Below are 14,860 nucleotides of genomic sequence, written 5' to 3' on the forward strand. Positions count from 1 at the left end.
GGGTTCGATGCATCCAGAGCTTGTCCGCCGCTTCCACGAACCGATTCGCGATGAGGCTGCGCGCCGGTATGGCCTGTCGCCCGAGCAGCTCACCGAGCTCACGGCCTTCGAGAACTTCGTCTACGAGGCGGAGAACGACGACGGCGAAGGCCTTATCTTGCGCATCTCGCACAGTACGCGGCGAACGATCGACTACACGCTGGGTGAGGTCGAGTTCGTTCGCTATCTGGCCGCCGCGCGCATTCCAATCGCCTCGCCGATCCTCTCCGAGTCGGGGCAGTTCGTGGAGCGGATCGAAGACCGCGAGCCCGGCAGCTACTTCGTCGCCACCGCGTTCGAGCGCGCGCCGGGCATCGTCTTCGACGACGCGCCTCCGCTCAAGGAGCGCTACTGGAAGCCCCCCCTGTTCCGCGACATGGGCCGGCTGTTCGCGCGGCTCCACAACCGCGCCCAGACCTACGCGCCTTCGAGCCCCAGGCTCAAGCGCCAGGAATGGCATGAGTACGACGTGGTCGACATCGACCGGTTCGCGCCCCCCGAGGAGAAGCTCGTTCGCGAGCGCACCGCGGCGATCATCGCGCGATTGAACCGGCTACCGCGAACACCGGAGAGCTACGGGCTGATCCACGCCGATCTCCACATGCACAACTTCTGCTTCGCCGAAGGGAAGATCACCGCGTTCGACTTCGACAACTGCGAGTACGCGTGGTTCGTCAAGGACATCGCGGTACTCCTCTTCTACATCGCGCGAGGCGAGGCTCGAGAGGCGCGCGACGAAGCGGTCGCTTCGTTCCTGGGGCCGTTCCTCGAAGGGTATCGGGAGCTCCGACGGATGGAGCGCGAGTGGCTCGCGGCCGTGCCGGACCTGCTCGCGCTCCAGCGCTCGATGAATTACGCGCTGTTCCACCAGTATCGCGACCCGGCCGTGCTCGACGAGAGCACGCTCGACCGGTGGGGGCGGTTCCGGCGCGACATCGAAGCGGACACACCCATCCTGCAGATTGATTTCAACGTATAACGAGCACCTCTCCAGCCTGCTGTGGAAGAAGGACCTGGCTGTGACTACCGGATATTCGAGGCCGGCGAGAAGCGTGCGTCGGCGAACGCGTCATTGCATGCACAGTCCTACGGATGGGTCCGAAGAATACTGGGTTTGACCGGGCGAAAGAGGGTGAGTGTGCGCGGTTCCCTCTGTGATGCCATGCGGTCCGTTACGGGGTGCGGCAGAATTCTGGCGTGCTGGTTACGGCCGGCAAGAATGGCAGGATGAGGGCCTTCGTAAAGGCGCTGGCTCAGACGTTGCGCTCGGTCTTGCGGAGCCGTTCGGAACTGGCTCTGGAGAATTTGGCTCTTCGCCAGCAACTCGCGGTCTTTCGCGAGAAGCGCCTATCACCGAGGCTTGCACGGGGCGATCGCCTCTTCTGGGTATTTCTCCAGCGCTTCTGGCAGGGATGGCGGCGTCCACTGTGCCTGGTGCGGCCGGCGACGGTGGTGAAGTGGCATCGGATGGGCTTTCGGCTCTTCTGGCGCTGGAAGTCCCGAAGTCGGGTGGGACGGCCTCGGGCAACCCTGGAACTGAGGGCGTTGATTCGGCGCATGGCCGAAGCCAACCCGACATGGGGGGCCCCGCGCATTCACGGGGAGTTGCTGAAGTTGGGGATGGAGGTAGGCCAGACAACGGTCGCTCGTTACATGCCCAGACCGAGAAGGGGAGCGCCGAAACCATCACCAACATGGCGGAACTTCTTGCGCTTGCATCTGGCGGAGTCCGCAGGGATGGACTTCTTTGTCATTCCGACTGCGACGTTTGGAGTGCTGTTGGGATTTGTGGTTGTGAGTCACCGGGACAGGCGAATCCTCCACCTCAATGTGACAGCGCACCCGACGGAAGAATGGACGAAGCCGCAGTTGCGAGAGGCCTTTCCCTGGGCCAGTGCTCCGAGGTACTTGCACCGAGATAGGGACAAGCTCTACTCCGAGGGCATTCGCGCCACGCTTATCCATTTGGGGATTCGCGAGGTGCCGAGTGCCGCACGGTGTCCGTGGCAGAATCCCTATGCGGAGAGAGTCATCGGCTCGATACGTAGGGAGCTGCTGGACCATGTCGTCGTCCTGAACGAAGCCCACGCTCGGCGCCTGCTGCGCGAGTACCAGCGCTACTACAACGCGAGCCGGACGCACCTGTCGCTCGGGAAAGATGCGCCTGAGACGCGTGAGGTTCAGGGCTCGGAGCACGGCGCCAAGGTGATAGAGCTACGGGAAGTCTTCGGGCTCCACCACCGGTACGAGCGCCGCGCTGCGTAGCGTCTCGGTCCTTCTACCAACACCCTCGCAGATCCGCGCATGCTGCATCAGCCCACCTGCGTTCGCAGGACGGCAGGGGAGTGTCCACACGCGGGCAGAGAGGTGTTGAGGCGTCTGAGCCGGGCGTAATTCCGACCTCCATGAAATGGAAGAGAGGACCGAGCGGCTCGTCATGCGCATCGCTCACGTCATGACGCGCGTTTTGACGCAGCTTTGACGCACTCATGACGCAGCGACCGAATTTTGGGTAGGCACAACAGGCTGCCGGTCTGTCCTCCACTTCGAGGTGCAGTTTGGAGCAGTGGCCGGGCCGAGGCGGCTGCCGGTCTGTCCTCCACTTCGAGGTGCAGTTTGGAGCAGTGGCCGGGCCGAGGCGGCTGCCGGTCTGTCCTCCACTTCGAGGTGCAGTTTGGAGCAGTGGCCGGGCCGAGGCGGCTGCCGGTCTGTCCTCCACTTCGAGGTGCAGTTTGGAGCAGTGGCCGGGCCGAGGCGGCTGCCGGTCTGTCCTCCGTGGAAACTAGAACAGGACGCCCGGGCCAAGTCAAGTCAGGAGTTCACGGGAGGAGAGGCCATGCGCTGCGCCCAGGCGTTTAGAGTTGCCCCATCTAAATACTCCTAGGCGATGAGGGCCTCTTCACCCGAACTCAGGGCTCCATCAGTAATCATGTCCTTGGCTTGGTAGGTACGTTCGCGGCGGACGGGCAAATTGGCCCCTACTTCGTCGCCGTGGCTGGACAGTGGGTGCCCGGCTCATCGCTAGCGAAGAGAGCGGTGTGGTATGTGGGTGTGCTACCGAGCCCCATTGGCTGGTTCGGTCCGATGGCGCACGGATAGGATTCTACGTATGGACATTAGACCAGGGGCGGTTCTCGAAGGGCCTGATGGGAAACTTGTTAAAATTGAGGCAATCCTGGGGCAAGGAGGCTTTGGGCAAGTCTTTGCGGGACGACTGCCAGACGGCACGCAAGTCGCCGTGAAAACTCTGCTTACCGCTGCCCTTCGGGATGATGAGCTTCGCGTGCTTCAAAACGAAGTTAAGCACGCCGTAGGTATCGAACACCCGAATGTTATTCGTTTACTCTATGTGAACGATGGTGGCTCTTCAGGGGGGAGACCACCATACTTCATCATGGAATACATCGAAGGCGGATCGCTACGGACGATGCTGGAGCGTCATCAGGAATCGGGCTCAAGATTCACTATTGATGAGCTACGGGCGCTGTATCTGCAGATTGCTGAAGGCATGTGCGCTGTGAATAAGCGAGTCGTACATCGGGACCTAAAGCCCGAAAATGTTCTTGTCGCAGCGGGGGAGGCGCAGTTGAAAATTGCCGACTTTGGGCTCGCAAAGCTCGCTGGCGCTGCGACGCGGTCGGCTTCGTTTAAGGGTTGGGGTACCCCTCCATACCAGGCCCCCGAGGCATTTGAGGATGGGCCGAACACGCCTGCGATGGATGTCTACGCTGCTGGCGTCATGTTTTTTGAGCTCGCAACACTTGAGTGGCCGATTGAGCCGAAGAGCGGGGACCGTGGTCCGCTTGCATGGCGGAACGCGCACCTTTTGACTGCGCCAAAAGACATTCGCAAGTTGCGCCCAGAAATGCCGCATGAATTGGTCCAACTTATTGCTCAGATGATGCAGAAGGATCCTGCGAGACGGCCACCTTCGTGGCTTGATGTCAAGGAGCGCCTCATCGGAGGGCGACACGTCTCAGGGGGACCTGATGTCAGTGCCCTCCTGAGCAAGGTGACGTCGACATACATTCAGGCGACCGAGAGAGAGGCACGTGCGCGTGAAGCGGCCGAACGCTCAAAAGAGCGGCAGGCGCTGCTAGAGCAGGCATTTGGCGAGCCGGTCGAGATCCTTCGAGGCTTGGTAGATGCGCTAAACAATGTCACGTCCGTAGGAAAGCTAACGCTGAGAGTTCTGGGACCTCTTCACGTTGAGGTGAAGCCTCAGTCCGGTCATGTACGGCTCATTCTAGAGGGGCAGATTATCGACGACTTAGACACCAAGTCTTCTAATGGGGTGGCCCGTGTCATAGGTAGCGCCAGGCTTGACCCTACTCCCAGTGTGAAGAACCGTGAGGAGATCTACCGAAATCAAGATAGCTTTGGGAGTTTCAGTCTTGTGTATTTTGTGTCGAGTGCGTCTGAGCGATTCGGCAGGTGGACCCAGATTCGCTTCGAGATTAATCCGTTGATGCGTGAGGTTTCGTATCCAAGGTGGTTTGCCGTTGATTTTCGGGATCTGTCGCATCAGTTGAAGGTTCTTAATGCGATGGGGAGGTATCAGCATGAGAGGTGTCCTGTTAGTGATGAGTGGTTTAAGGCGTTGCTTATTCAGATCTTGTGAGGCTGTCTCCCTGCTCGGGAGCCACGCGGTTGCGTCGGGGATTTGCTGATGAAGGAGCGCACGCTGTCTTCGTAATTTCTGGCCGCGTCGCAATCCTGGGGCAGAATGTCGATGGCCACGGCGGGTTAGAGGCTGAGGCCCTCTCGACCGATAGAACGACGTACATGGCGTCGCCCCCGTCAAATCGGACATGGTCAGTGGGGTGAATTCGCGAGCCGGAACTTGCGCTGGGAGCGCATCTTCAGCCCCATGTGCGGGGGGCACGGAGTTGTAGTCGTTGAACCAGCGGGGGGAACTGCTTGAGGACCACCTCGGCGCTATCCAGGTGGGCCAGGTGTACGTAGCCGCGCTTGAAGCTCTTCACGAAGGACTCGGCCATGCCGCTGCTTCCGGGTGAGTAGGCCGGGGTGGTGCGGATGAGGAGCCCCTGGCTGGCCCCGAATTCGCACGTCTCGTGGGCCGTGTAGGCTGTCCCGTTGTCGGTGAGCCACTCGATGGGGGCGGCGCCAGGTAGCTGCATGGGCCGAAGACTCGGCCGAGACAGTCTGAGAACCGTCTCGGAGAGTCTGCTCCGCCGACGAAATCGTAAGTACCTGGTGAAGGCTGCTCGCGTCTTCGTGTTCTCAGTTAACAGCCACAAGGTGACGAGCAGTCATCGAAAGGCTCCGGGCCGTCTCGGAGACAGGGAAGCGAAGCAACCCTGGAAGGTACGACATCGAAAGCCCGGGATTTTCAGAATCGACTGCCCGTGGTGGTTAACAGAACTGTTAACCACTCTCGGCCTCTCTCTCCCCACAAGGGGCGAAAGAGCGGTCCAGAGAGCCCAATCGGAGGCGGAGGAGAGGGGGCATCTCGCTCTGCGGAGTAGACCTCAATGGTCACGTGAAAACCGGCCAAAGAGGGTCCCTTCAAAACCGGCCAAAGGGAGAGGACCGAGACAGGAGGACTCCTACCCCGCGGACTCGGAGGTCCGCAACTCCATGGCCCCCTTGGTGCGCCAGCTGCGGGGACCGAATTGGACGACGTGGGCATGGTGCAGCAGACGGTCGAGCATGGCGGCCACGGCGGCGTTGTCCCCCAAGAGCTTCCCCCAGTCCTCCACTGGCCGGTTGGAGGTGATGAGGGTGGAAGCCTTCTCGTAGCGGCGCATGATGAGCTCGAGCAGGTCCTCGGCGGCGGTGGCCGGCAGCTTGCGCATGCCGAGGTCATCGATGATGAGCAGAGGCGCGCCGGTGAGCGCATCGAGCTTCTGGCGTCGGGTGCCTTCGAGGCTTGCTTCGGCGAGCTCCTCGAGCAGGTGGTGCGCCTCGCGGTAGAGGACGCGATGGCCCTGGGACTGGATGACGGCGCGGCCGAGGGCCTGGGCGATGTGACTCTTGCCGGTGCCTGGAGGGCCAAGGAAGAGCGCGTCCTCGCGCCGCTCCACGAAGCCGCCGGTGGCCAGCTCGAAGACGAGGCGGCGATTCATCTTCTTGTTGAAGTCGAAGTCGAAGCCGTCGAGCGTCTTGCCCGCGTCGCGGAAGGCGCCCTGCTTGAGGCGGCGTTGGATGAAGCTGTCGCTTCTGCGAGTCAACTCGTCGTTGACGAGGGCGGAGAGGAAGTCGAGTGGAGCGAGCTTCTCGGCTTGCGCCTGGAGGATGCGGGCCTCGACGGCCTGGGCCATGCCGGACAGGCGCAAGGTGGTGAGGGCGCGGGTGATTTCGACGAGATTCATGTCTCGGTGTCTCCTGGGTGAGGGGTGGGTTGAGTCAGACGGACGATGACGTCGCGGTAGTGGGTGAGCTCGCGGATGAGCGGGTCGACCTGGCGCAGGGTGACGGGAGTGGGCGTGCGTCTTTCGAGGTAGCGGCGCACGAAGCGGTAGGTGGGGACGCCCACCTCGAGAGCCACCTCGCAGGCGTCGTCCAGGGCAGCGGCGCCGTGCTTCTTCACCAGGGACAGCACGCCCAGGATGCGGCGGGTGCCCACCTCTCCTTCTCGGCGGTGCACCTCGGCGCAAAGGGCGGCGACGCCGCGTCCGGCCCTGGCGGCGCGCTCGAGAAGTTGCACGGTGGTGCGCGGCGCGTGGGAAGGCCTGTCCTCCTCGCGTGTGCGGTGGTGGCCGCGAGGGGCCCGGGTGTGCTCCCGGAGCAGTTGCCCCGTAGCGGGCAGCAGCAGGCGGACGTGGAGGCTGTCCCACTGCACGTGCAGCTTGCGGCCGATGTGTCCCGGGGGCACCGAGTAGTACGCGCCGTCCACCTCGACGTGCCCGTCCAGGTGCACCACTCGCTCACCGTAGGCGTAGTAGCGGAAGGGCTCCACGGGCAGGGCCAGCAGCCATGGGCGCTCCTCGCCGAACATGGCGGCCACCTGGCGCTTGGTGGTGCCGTGGATTCGGGTGTCCGCCCACTTCGCCTCCCACGCGTCGAGGTAGACCTGGGCGGCCTCCAGCGACTCGAAGCGCAGGCCCTTCAGCGGCGTGCGCTGCGCGTGGCCCACCGCAGACTCCACCTTCCCCTTCCTGTCCGGGTGGCGGACTCGGGCCGGCAGGGCCGTGGCCCCGTAGTGGGCCAGCACGTCCCGGAAGAGCGGATTGAGGGCCGGCTCGTAGACGTCGGGCGAAAGCACCCCCTCACGCAGGTTGTCCAGCACCACCGTGCGCGTCACGCCTCCCAGCCGCCGGAAGGCCTCCTCGTGCAACTGCGCCCACGCGCGGCTGGAGGACTTCCAGCACAACAGCCGCACTGACTTGCGGCTGTAGCCCAGCGTCATGACGAACATGCGCGTGCGCCGGTATTTCCCCGTCTCCGGGTGGCGCACCATGGGCCCCTCCCCATAGTCCACCTGCGCTTCCTCGCCCGGCGTTGTGTGGATGACGGCCTTGGCCTCCGGGCCCTGGCTGTCGCGCAACGCCCGGACGAAGCGGCGCACGCTAATGTAGCTGCCCGTGTAGCCCTGCGTGTCGACGAGCTCCTCGTAGATGGCGCGCCCGTTGCGGCCCACCTCCAGCCGCTGCCGCACCAGCTCGACGTAGGGCGCGACGATGCTCGCCGATACGTGCCGGACTCCGGCTCGGCTGCGCGGCATGGAGTCGGTGGTCCCCTCATTGGCCGGTTTTGCTCCGGCGGCCTCGGCCTCCGGCTCACTCGCCTCGGTGGTCCCCTCATTGGCCGGTTTTGACTTGCCCCACCGGCGCGGTGGACGGATGCCCACGCCCGCGGCCTTCAGGTAGCCGCTGGCCGTCTCACGGCGCACCCCCGTCGCATCCTCGATACGTCTCAGACTCCAACCCAACCGCCCCAGGGCGATGACCTGCTGCTTCTTCTCGTCGCTCAAGACGTTGCCCATCCCCCGGGCGGACTCCACGTCCTACCCGGGCGTCAACGTCTCGGCCCTCCCCATTGGCCGGTTTTCAGGGGACCTTCATTGGCTGGTTTTGGGTGACCACTGAGGGTGTCCGCAGGCAGTGTGGAGAGGTGAAATTTGGTGGGCGCTTTCTCGCGCCTGGGCCATTCGCACAGCAGCCACTGCTCGTCGCCTGGGGCCAGTCCCAGATGGTGGCGGTGGGCGGTACGGACGCGCAGGGCCGCGAAGCGTGAGCTCCGCGCACCCTTGGCGCCTTCGCGCCAACTGACCGACGTCCAGGCTGTTCGCGGCAGGCCCGCGGCCAGCTTCTCGACGGCAACGGGCTTCGCCTCGCCATAGCGGTAGCGCGTGCGCGCTGGCCCACTCATTCCCACTGGCTTCGGAGGGATGGGTGGGGGCGCGAATCCCGGAGGCCAGACGACACAGTCGCCTCGAATGCCGACAACGTACGGCAGCCCACCGCGTGTGAGTTCCTCACGGAACTCGACCTCGATTCCGTACCCCGAGTCTGCGAGGAACAGGCGCGGCTTCACTCCCTAGCCCAGCGCGCGCTCAAGCAGCCCGAGCGCGATGTCCCGCTTCGTCTCGAATCGCCTTCCAGTAACAGGCCCTTGACGTACCAGTCCATCGCCCGTCGCCGCTCCGTGCGGCCCAGGCCTGAGAACATCGACCCGAGGAAGCTCTCCAGCTCTCCCTCCAGCCGCTTCAGCTGCGTCGGCGTCATGCCTGGGGAACAGTCTGCCCGCCCTCACGCATTCTTGACGTGAGCAAGTGGTATTGATTTTCGCGTAAGAATAGGAACTGCTGCATGCCTCGGAGGGCACGAAGCGTCTGGCTAACGGATGAGCGGCGGACGGAAACGTATGAGTTCGTCGGCGACCAACTCCGGCCGCTCGCGCTGAGCGGCTTGGATAAAGGAAAACCCGTTCTCGATCTCCAGCGCCCGACGGCGTATTTTCCAGACCGGATTCGGGTCGGGTTCGGGTGGTCGCGGTACGGAAAACTCCAGGGGATACTTGTCGTTGATTTCATTGTTCATCTGCACCATCCGCATTTGGGCGTCCCAGACATCGTCGAAGAAATCCTGCCCGACGATCAAATAACTCGGGGTCATGTGGACGGTCATGGAGTCGGTCGGGTACTCGGCCTTCTCGCCGTTATAGTCGACGACCGATTCGAATACTCTGACCTCCAGAATGAAGGCATCCCGAAACGTGTCCGGTTCGAGAGCGCGGATCGTCACGATCGCTTCCCCGGCATGGGCATCGTCGGCACCGCCGGCAAGTGGCTCGAATTGAACGGAAATCCGGAAATGGGCGCGGCCGTTGCGCGCGTTGTGGAAAATCCGCTCGCCGTTCTCGCCCTCCCGCTCAAATCGGTCCTCGTCGCTGAAGCTGAAATGGCGGATCTGACAGCAATCGTAAACGTCCGTTTCGAGAACGTAGTCCTTCTCGATCAGTCCGCTCGGAAACGCCGCCGATGGAGCTCCTTCCGGGGGGCGCCTTGAGAAAGGACACAACTCCAAGAACAACCCGGCGACCCACAAACGGTAACCGAGCTGGATTCGGGACCACTCGGCCCGGCGGGCCATTCGGAACCGAAAGGTCTTCTCCATTTCACGATGGAAACGCGTTGCGGGATAGGTCTTGTGCGGATCCGCGGCGAAGAGTTTGAGCCGGCCGAGATCGAGGGTCTCGGGAGTCCCACTCCTCACGATGGGAAATGGCATGTTGATATGGTCGATGTCGATGATGCGACGGAACCCATAGCTGAATTTTGCATCGGAGAACCTGACGAATTGCGATTCCGTCGGCTGCGCGGCTGCTATTCGGAACTGTCTTTCGAGATTGGTAAGCGCTTCGATGCCGCACGTCCGGATTACGGAATCGACCAGAGGCGCATGCGCGCTCATGGCCGCAGCCAGAGCGTTTTCTGGTTCGACCGCTACTGCGGTGTCCCATTGGCCTCCCCACGCTGCGAACGGCAGGTCGGTCCTGGAGTATTTGATCTTGAAATCGCCAAACGGTCGGAGCGACGAAATGCCGGTGACGGGATCGACTGCGCCGATGAGGATGCCGTCGGCCGCATGATCCGGATTGGAGCACGGGTTATATAGATTGTTCCCGCCGTTGATCCCCGCAGCGGGATTGGCGACCAGAATCGAGGCGCGCCATTTCGCGATGAACGTCCGAAGTCCGTCGGCGATTCCCAATAGCGCTGCGCGATCATAAGCGGTCGAGCGGAACGCCGGTTCGAGCGCCGTGGCGACGATCAGGCGCTCCCGCAGAGCCGAGAATAGCACCTCGATGTAGTGTCCGGCATCCCAGATGTCGGACGTCAGTTCACGTATGCCAATGGCGTAGGGAGGCACTGTCCCGCCATCAGCGCGCGTTAACGCCGGCGTGCCGGCAGCATCGATCCAGTGCCCGGATTCGGGGGCATAACCGTATACGGATTTCTGGAAAGCGATATTCGCTTTATTGGGGTCCAGCATCATCCGAAGGGCATCGTCAAGGGCGCCCGCACGATCCTTGAGCGCCTCCAGGTTGCCTTGGGATCTCGAGATCCTCACGTTCCATTGCTCGGCGCGCGCCCCTTCATTCGCGACGCGCCATCTGAGCGCTTCGTTATACAGACCGCGCTGGTTCTCTCTTGCCAGATAACCGTAGATTTGCTCGATCTGCGCACCGATCTCCTTGAGCCATTCGTCCGTCGATCTTTCCTTCGGTCCGAACAGCCCGAACGCCTTCGCGATATCGGCGACGGAGCCCACGATCCCGATCACGGTGACGATGCTCGACGCCAGCTTTATCGCCCCGCCGATCAGGTTGTACAGTTCTTGTGCGTCGGCCTCACTGTATTTGAGAAATCTCAAGCCCTTGCTGATCGCCTTGAATTCGTCTTTGCTAGGCTTGAAAAATTCTCCGAGGTCGATGTCGCCGTCACTGCTCCCGCCCTTCTTGAGGAGCGGCTTGTAGTTGACTCGGGCCATTCTTTCCGTCTCGAATATCGGGTCTCCCGGCTGAAAATGGGAGATCTCGACGCTCTCCGCCCTGAAGCCTCTGCGCATGATGGGATAACCTCCTTTAGGAATTTGAGACGGCACTCTTCAGTCTACGGGCACTGGGGCCCGCACGTGTGCATCGCGCCAATCCTGCCGCTAGAGTCACTCGTTGGCACGAAACAGCACTTGGGCTGGGAGCCTCCAGAACCGCCATGAGGAGGTTGGCTTCCTTCTGACTCATAACCGCAAATCCCGTTGTCATATACCTTTCCCGTAAAGCACTGATTATTCCCGCATGGGCGTTCCCCGATATGTCCACATGAATAGCAAAAGCCACCCCCGCACTGGCCAATCAGACAGGAATTAGCCCTGAATCTGCAGCAGGGAAGATGAGGAAAGCCACAGGCCTCACAGATGCGCTTTGGATTGCAAACCGAGTAGATACAAGTGCCATCGGACAAGCACGGTTGGTTCACTCTTCCTGCCGGGACACAGGTTGCACCGGTTGCAGGGTGAGGAGCGGACTCTCCTCTGCATCGTGGATAGTTTTCGCAAACACGTTGCCCCACCTCGCCGCACGCGACACATGTGCCGTTGGGGTCCTCCACCAACTTGTCGGCGCACGCGCGCCCACGGGGGCAGCCAGGTTGCCCTTCCAGCCCACAGGCACGACACGTCCCTCGCTCGAAGTGAGAATCTGGCGTGAAATCACAATAGAGCGAAGGAGAGAGACAACTGGCTTGAGCGATCCCTGGCTGCGGTCCGCAACAAGCGTCTTCGGCACGAAGCCCGCAATTTGCCTGACAGCGCCTGGTTTCAGGAACGCATGCCGAGTCGGCACACATTTCGCGCACCATGGGACCAGTCGGGACATAGACTTTTCCATCACTCGTCCATCGAGGTGCACGGGTTTCGGGCCCATCGCAACACACCTGGCCTGCAGCTCCACAGGGCGCCTGGCACGTTTCGCTTACCAAATCACAACCGAGCCCGGATTTGCAATTAACGAGTTGCTCCGACGAGGCTGAACCCGAGAGTGCTCCCCTTGGACGGCAACACCTCTCTCCCGGGCCTCCACAGCGAGACAGCAAGTCCGGGCCATTGAAGCGTCGAAGCACATCAGGTTGGGCCGATGCTGACATTGAAAGGAACCACGCAACGATAGCAGCAAGCGAATACACTCGAGAGAAGAGAACCATAGAGGCTCCTGTGCGCCGCAGCGGCAGCAGCCAACTTCCTATATCCACATGTGCGGTAGTGAGGGCATCAGCCGAGAACAGGTCTTCGTTCAACCGAGGGAAACCTAGCGTGGGCGGCAACCACCATTATCGTTGGCGACAGCAGGACTTTCACTGCGCTTGGTCGCATGGAGGCATCTGACTGATTCCCAGTCGACCCTTCCCTGTCACGATGGAAAGTATCGAATAGTATCTGCGTGCTCTGGGGCTCGTTCTTACGGCGCTTCACCACATAGTTGAAGATGGGCCACACCACTGCGGCCACGCGGTCTTCTCTTTCGTGGCTGCCCTCCGCCCCGGTGAACTTCGCAAGCGGCTCCTCACGCTTGTCGGGTTAGGGGTTCCTTCGTACATCGCAAGCGCGGTACCGATCGTGACCTCCGATGCTCCCTCGTGAATCGCGCCGCCAAGACTGACCCACTGCGCGCCCTGCCAGCGATAGACCCACGCGAGGGCGGCGGTCGGGTCGTCTACCGCATCTTGCGAGAAGGAGACCAGCGGGGCGCCGGACGCGTCCATCACGAATGAGAAGCTGCCGTATCGAAAGACTTCGCGTTCATTGATCTTGCCCCCACCAAGTGGGCGCCACATCGTCCCGTCCCAGTGGCTGACGTGCAGGGCGGTACGGGAGCGCCCTCCCATCCCAACAGCCGTGATGTCCATCAACGCGACGTAGGCTGTTCCGGAGGAGGCCGCTCGGATTCTTGGCGCCCAATGGTTGTTGTCCTCGGCGTGGATGCGCAGCACTGGCGCGGAGGCGGTCCAGGTCGGAACCACCCAGACGCTGGAGGTTTCAATGGGGCCCACGCGGTTTCCCGCCAGGTCCGTCAGCCCATTGTCCTGGGCGAGGAGATGATAGCGGGACGGAAGCTCCAACCTTGCCTGCGCCTGGAGCGTCAACGCGTGGCCATCCTCGGAGAGATGGGCGCTGTCCGCGGGGAGGCCGTCCCAGGCGAAGAGCCCCGGCCGTACGTTCGCGGGGTGGAGGGGCTCCGAGAAGCTCAGCGTCATTCGCAGGTCGCGGCCGGCCACGGCGCCGCCGTCTTCAGGCGTGCGGCTGACCAGCAACGGTGCGGTGCGGTCCACGATGACCGTGCGGGGGGCACTCGTGAAGGTCCGTCCCTCGGAGATGGCGCGCGCCTTCAGACGGTAGGAGCCTTCCGAGTGGCCCGTGCTGTCCCAGGTGAAAATGTGCGGTGCCGAATCCGTGGTGGCGACGACGGCGTCATCGACGAGCAGCTCGATGCGCTCGGCGTCCCCTTCGGAAACGCTCACGCGCACGCTGTGCTGGCTATTCGTGTAAAGGGGGGCCGAGGCGCCATCGACCGTGACGACCAGGTTCGCGCCCGGGGACTGGGGGGGAGCGGGTCAGGTGACTCTGAAGCCGGGCAGCCTGTTGACAGCGCAAGGAGCGCGAGCATCGGACGCAGTCGCATCGGGGGGCTCCAGGGGAAGTGGGGGCCGCTCCGGGGCGAGCGGTGTCGCTCTGGCGCGCGCGCCTGCTGGAAATTCAAACGCCATCGCGCCACAGGTTGGGCCGGCTCGCGAACAGCTCCGTCATCCAGTCGATGAAGATGCGCGCCCCGGCGCCCAGCTGGCGCGCGGGCGGATAGACAAGGAAGAGGGGCCAGGGTTCGGGTCTCCAACCGTCCAACACCCACACCAGCTCGCCGGATGAGAGGTAGGGCTCCGATAACGCGGATGCGCGGATGCGTGGAGGCGCTGTCGCCAGCACACCCTCGGTACCCGCCGGAGGCACGGTGAGGGCACGGAGGAAGGCACGGAACTCCATGATGTTGGAAGCGTCGGCCTGTTGGCTGGCGAAGAAGGCGTCGAGGTAGAACTCCACGCCCGCCAGCTGCCGGTTGGAGGTGCCCTGAAACTGGAGCACCTGGTGGGAGAGGCCCGGCACCGCCAGGCGGTTCCAATTCACCTGGAGCTTCTCGGTGAGCTGCGTGGGGTTGAAGAGGCACTCCATGGCCTCGCCGGTGAGGACATTCACGAGGAGGCAGCGAGGAGGACGGGCGAGGCCGGCAGCGATGGACACGTGGGGCCCGCCTTTCAGTACGCCGGCATGGGGGAGAAGCTGCGGGAGGCGGCGTCCCTCTCGGCGCGCGCCGTGGCCTGGGCAAGCACCTCTCCGTCCACCTGCACGCTGACGAGGACGGGCGCGCTGGGAGGCGAGGCCGGCTGCGAGGAGCGCACCTCGGGCTGGGGCAGCGAGGCCTGGAGGGCCGCCACCGCCGGCATGGACGAGGCCCCCAGGGGCCAGTCCACTGGCGAGGTGGGCGAGGTGTCGTAGCTCGGCGTAACAGGTCCTCCGGAGTTCGGCGAACCCGGTCGGGGTGAGTTCGGCCAAACCGGTCCGCACCGGTTCGGCCAAACCGGTCCACTCGGGTGTCCCGCCGACAGGCCACGCTGCCCTCCCTGGGAAAGGGAAGTGGCGTGAGTAACCGGAGAGTGGAGATGGACCGGCTGCAGGAATTGGTGCGGTTGCACCGCCTGGGCACGCCTGCGCGGCAAGTGGCCCGGGTGCTGCGCATGGGTGTGGATGTGGAGCGCAGCTACCGGCGCGTGCTGGAGGCGGCGGGGCTGCTGCAGGGCGACGTGCAG

11 protein-coding genes and 1 pseudogene are annotated in these 14,860 nt (G+C 63.1%); 5 read left to right on the plus strand and 7 right to left on the minus strand.

Features of this window, described 5'->3' with window-relative positions; translation table 11 throughout:
* Window positions 1-7 precede the first annotated feature (7 nt).
* From BHS09_RS09120 to BHS09_RS09130, 4 genes and pseudogenes are all read left to right on the plus strand, one after another.
* A complete protein-coding gene (locus BHS09_RS09120) occupies window positions 8-1,018 on the plus strand; it encodes a phosphotransferase enzyme family protein (RefSeq protein WP_140797690.1) in 1,011 nt (336 codons plus the stop codon).
* Between the two features lie 488 nt (window positions 1,019-1,506).
* Window positions 1,507-1,683 (plus strand): annotated as a pseudogene (locus tag BHS09_RS40240) (hypothetical protein); the annotation flags it as partial.
* A gap of 264 nt (window positions 1,684-1,947) precedes the next feature.
* Window positions 1,948-2,304, plus strand: coding sequence for a transposase (locus BHS09_RS09125; protein WP_237080263.1), 357 nt, complete (start codon window positions 1,948-1,950; stop codon window positions 2,302-2,304).
* Window positions 2,305-3,148: 844 nt separating this feature from the next.
* Window positions 3,149-4,660, plus strand: coding sequence for a serine/threonine protein kinase (locus BHS09_RS09130; protein ID WP_161605139.1), 1,512 nt, complete (start codon window positions 3,149-3,151; stop codon window positions 4,658-4,660).
* Between the two features lie 241 nt (window positions 4,661-4,901).
* Here the strand turns inward: BHS09_RS09130 and BHS09_RS09135 are convergent, their stop codons facing one another.
* The 7 genes from BHS09_RS09135 to BHS09_RS39245 form a co-directional block, all read right to left on the minus strand.
* Window positions 4,902-5,180 (minus strand): DDE-type integrase/transposase/recombinase, encoded by a 279-nt coding sequence (locus BHS09_RS09135; protein ID WP_140797693.1) that lies wholly within the window; start codon window positions 5,178-5,180, stop codon window positions 4,902-4,904.
* 429 nt (window positions 5,181-5,609) lie between these two features.
* The gene (gene istB / locus BHS09_RS09140; protein WP_140787629.1) at window positions 5,610-6,374 is read right to left on the minus strand and encodes an IS21-like element helper ATPase IstB; all 765 of its coding nucleotides are present in this window, start codon (window positions 6,372-6,374) and stop codon (window positions 5,610-5,612) included.
* Window positions 6,371-7,987: an IS21 family transposase gene (gene istA / locus BHS09_RS09145; RefSeq protein WP_140793108.1), complete on the minus strand. Its 1,617-nt coding sequence runs from the start codon at window positions 7,985-7,987 to the stop codon at window positions 6,371-6,373. The genes istB and istA overlap by 4 nt, the downstream gene beginning before the upstream one ends.
* A gap of 32 nt (window positions 7,988-8,019) precedes the next feature.
* A complete protein-coding gene (locus BHS09_RS40245) occupies window positions 8,020-8,538 on the minus strand; it encodes a transposase (protein WP_140797694.1) in 519 nt (172 codons plus the stop codon).
* Window positions 8,539-8,840: 302 nt separating this feature from the next.
* Window positions 8,841-11,075 (minus strand): hypothetical protein, encoded by a 2,235-nt coding sequence (locus tag BHS09_RS09155; protein WP_140797695.1) that lies wholly within the window; start codon window positions 11,073-11,075, stop codon window positions 8,841-8,843.
* A 1,397-nt stretch (window positions 11,076-12,472) separates the two neighbouring features.
* Window positions 12,473-13,522 (minus strand): Ig-like domain-containing protein, encoded by a 1,050-nt coding sequence (locus BHS09_RS09160; protein ID WP_140797696.1) that lies wholly within the window; start codon window positions 13,520-13,522, stop codon window positions 12,473-12,475.
* 235 nt (window positions 13,523-13,757) lie between these two features.
* Window positions 13,758-14,294, minus strand: a complete 537-nt coding sequence (locus BHS09_RS39245; RefSeq protein WP_237080264.1) for a hypothetical protein — start codon at window positions 14,292-14,294, stop codon at window positions 13,758-13,760.
* Here BHS09_RS39245 and BHS09_RS38835 point away from each other — a divergent pair, their 5' ends adjacent.
* Window positions 14,295-14,549, plus strand: coding sequence for a hypothetical protein (locus BHS09_RS38835; protein WP_174260514.1), 255 nt, complete (start codon window positions 14,295-14,297; stop codon window positions 14,547-14,549).
* Window positions 14,550-14,860: the final 311 nt, after the last annotated feature.

The sequence above is a fragment of the Myxococcus xanthus genome, assembly GCF_006402735.1.
GTDB lineage: Bacteria > Myxococcota > Myxococcia > Myxococcales > Myxococcaceae > Myxococcus > Myxococcus xanthus_A.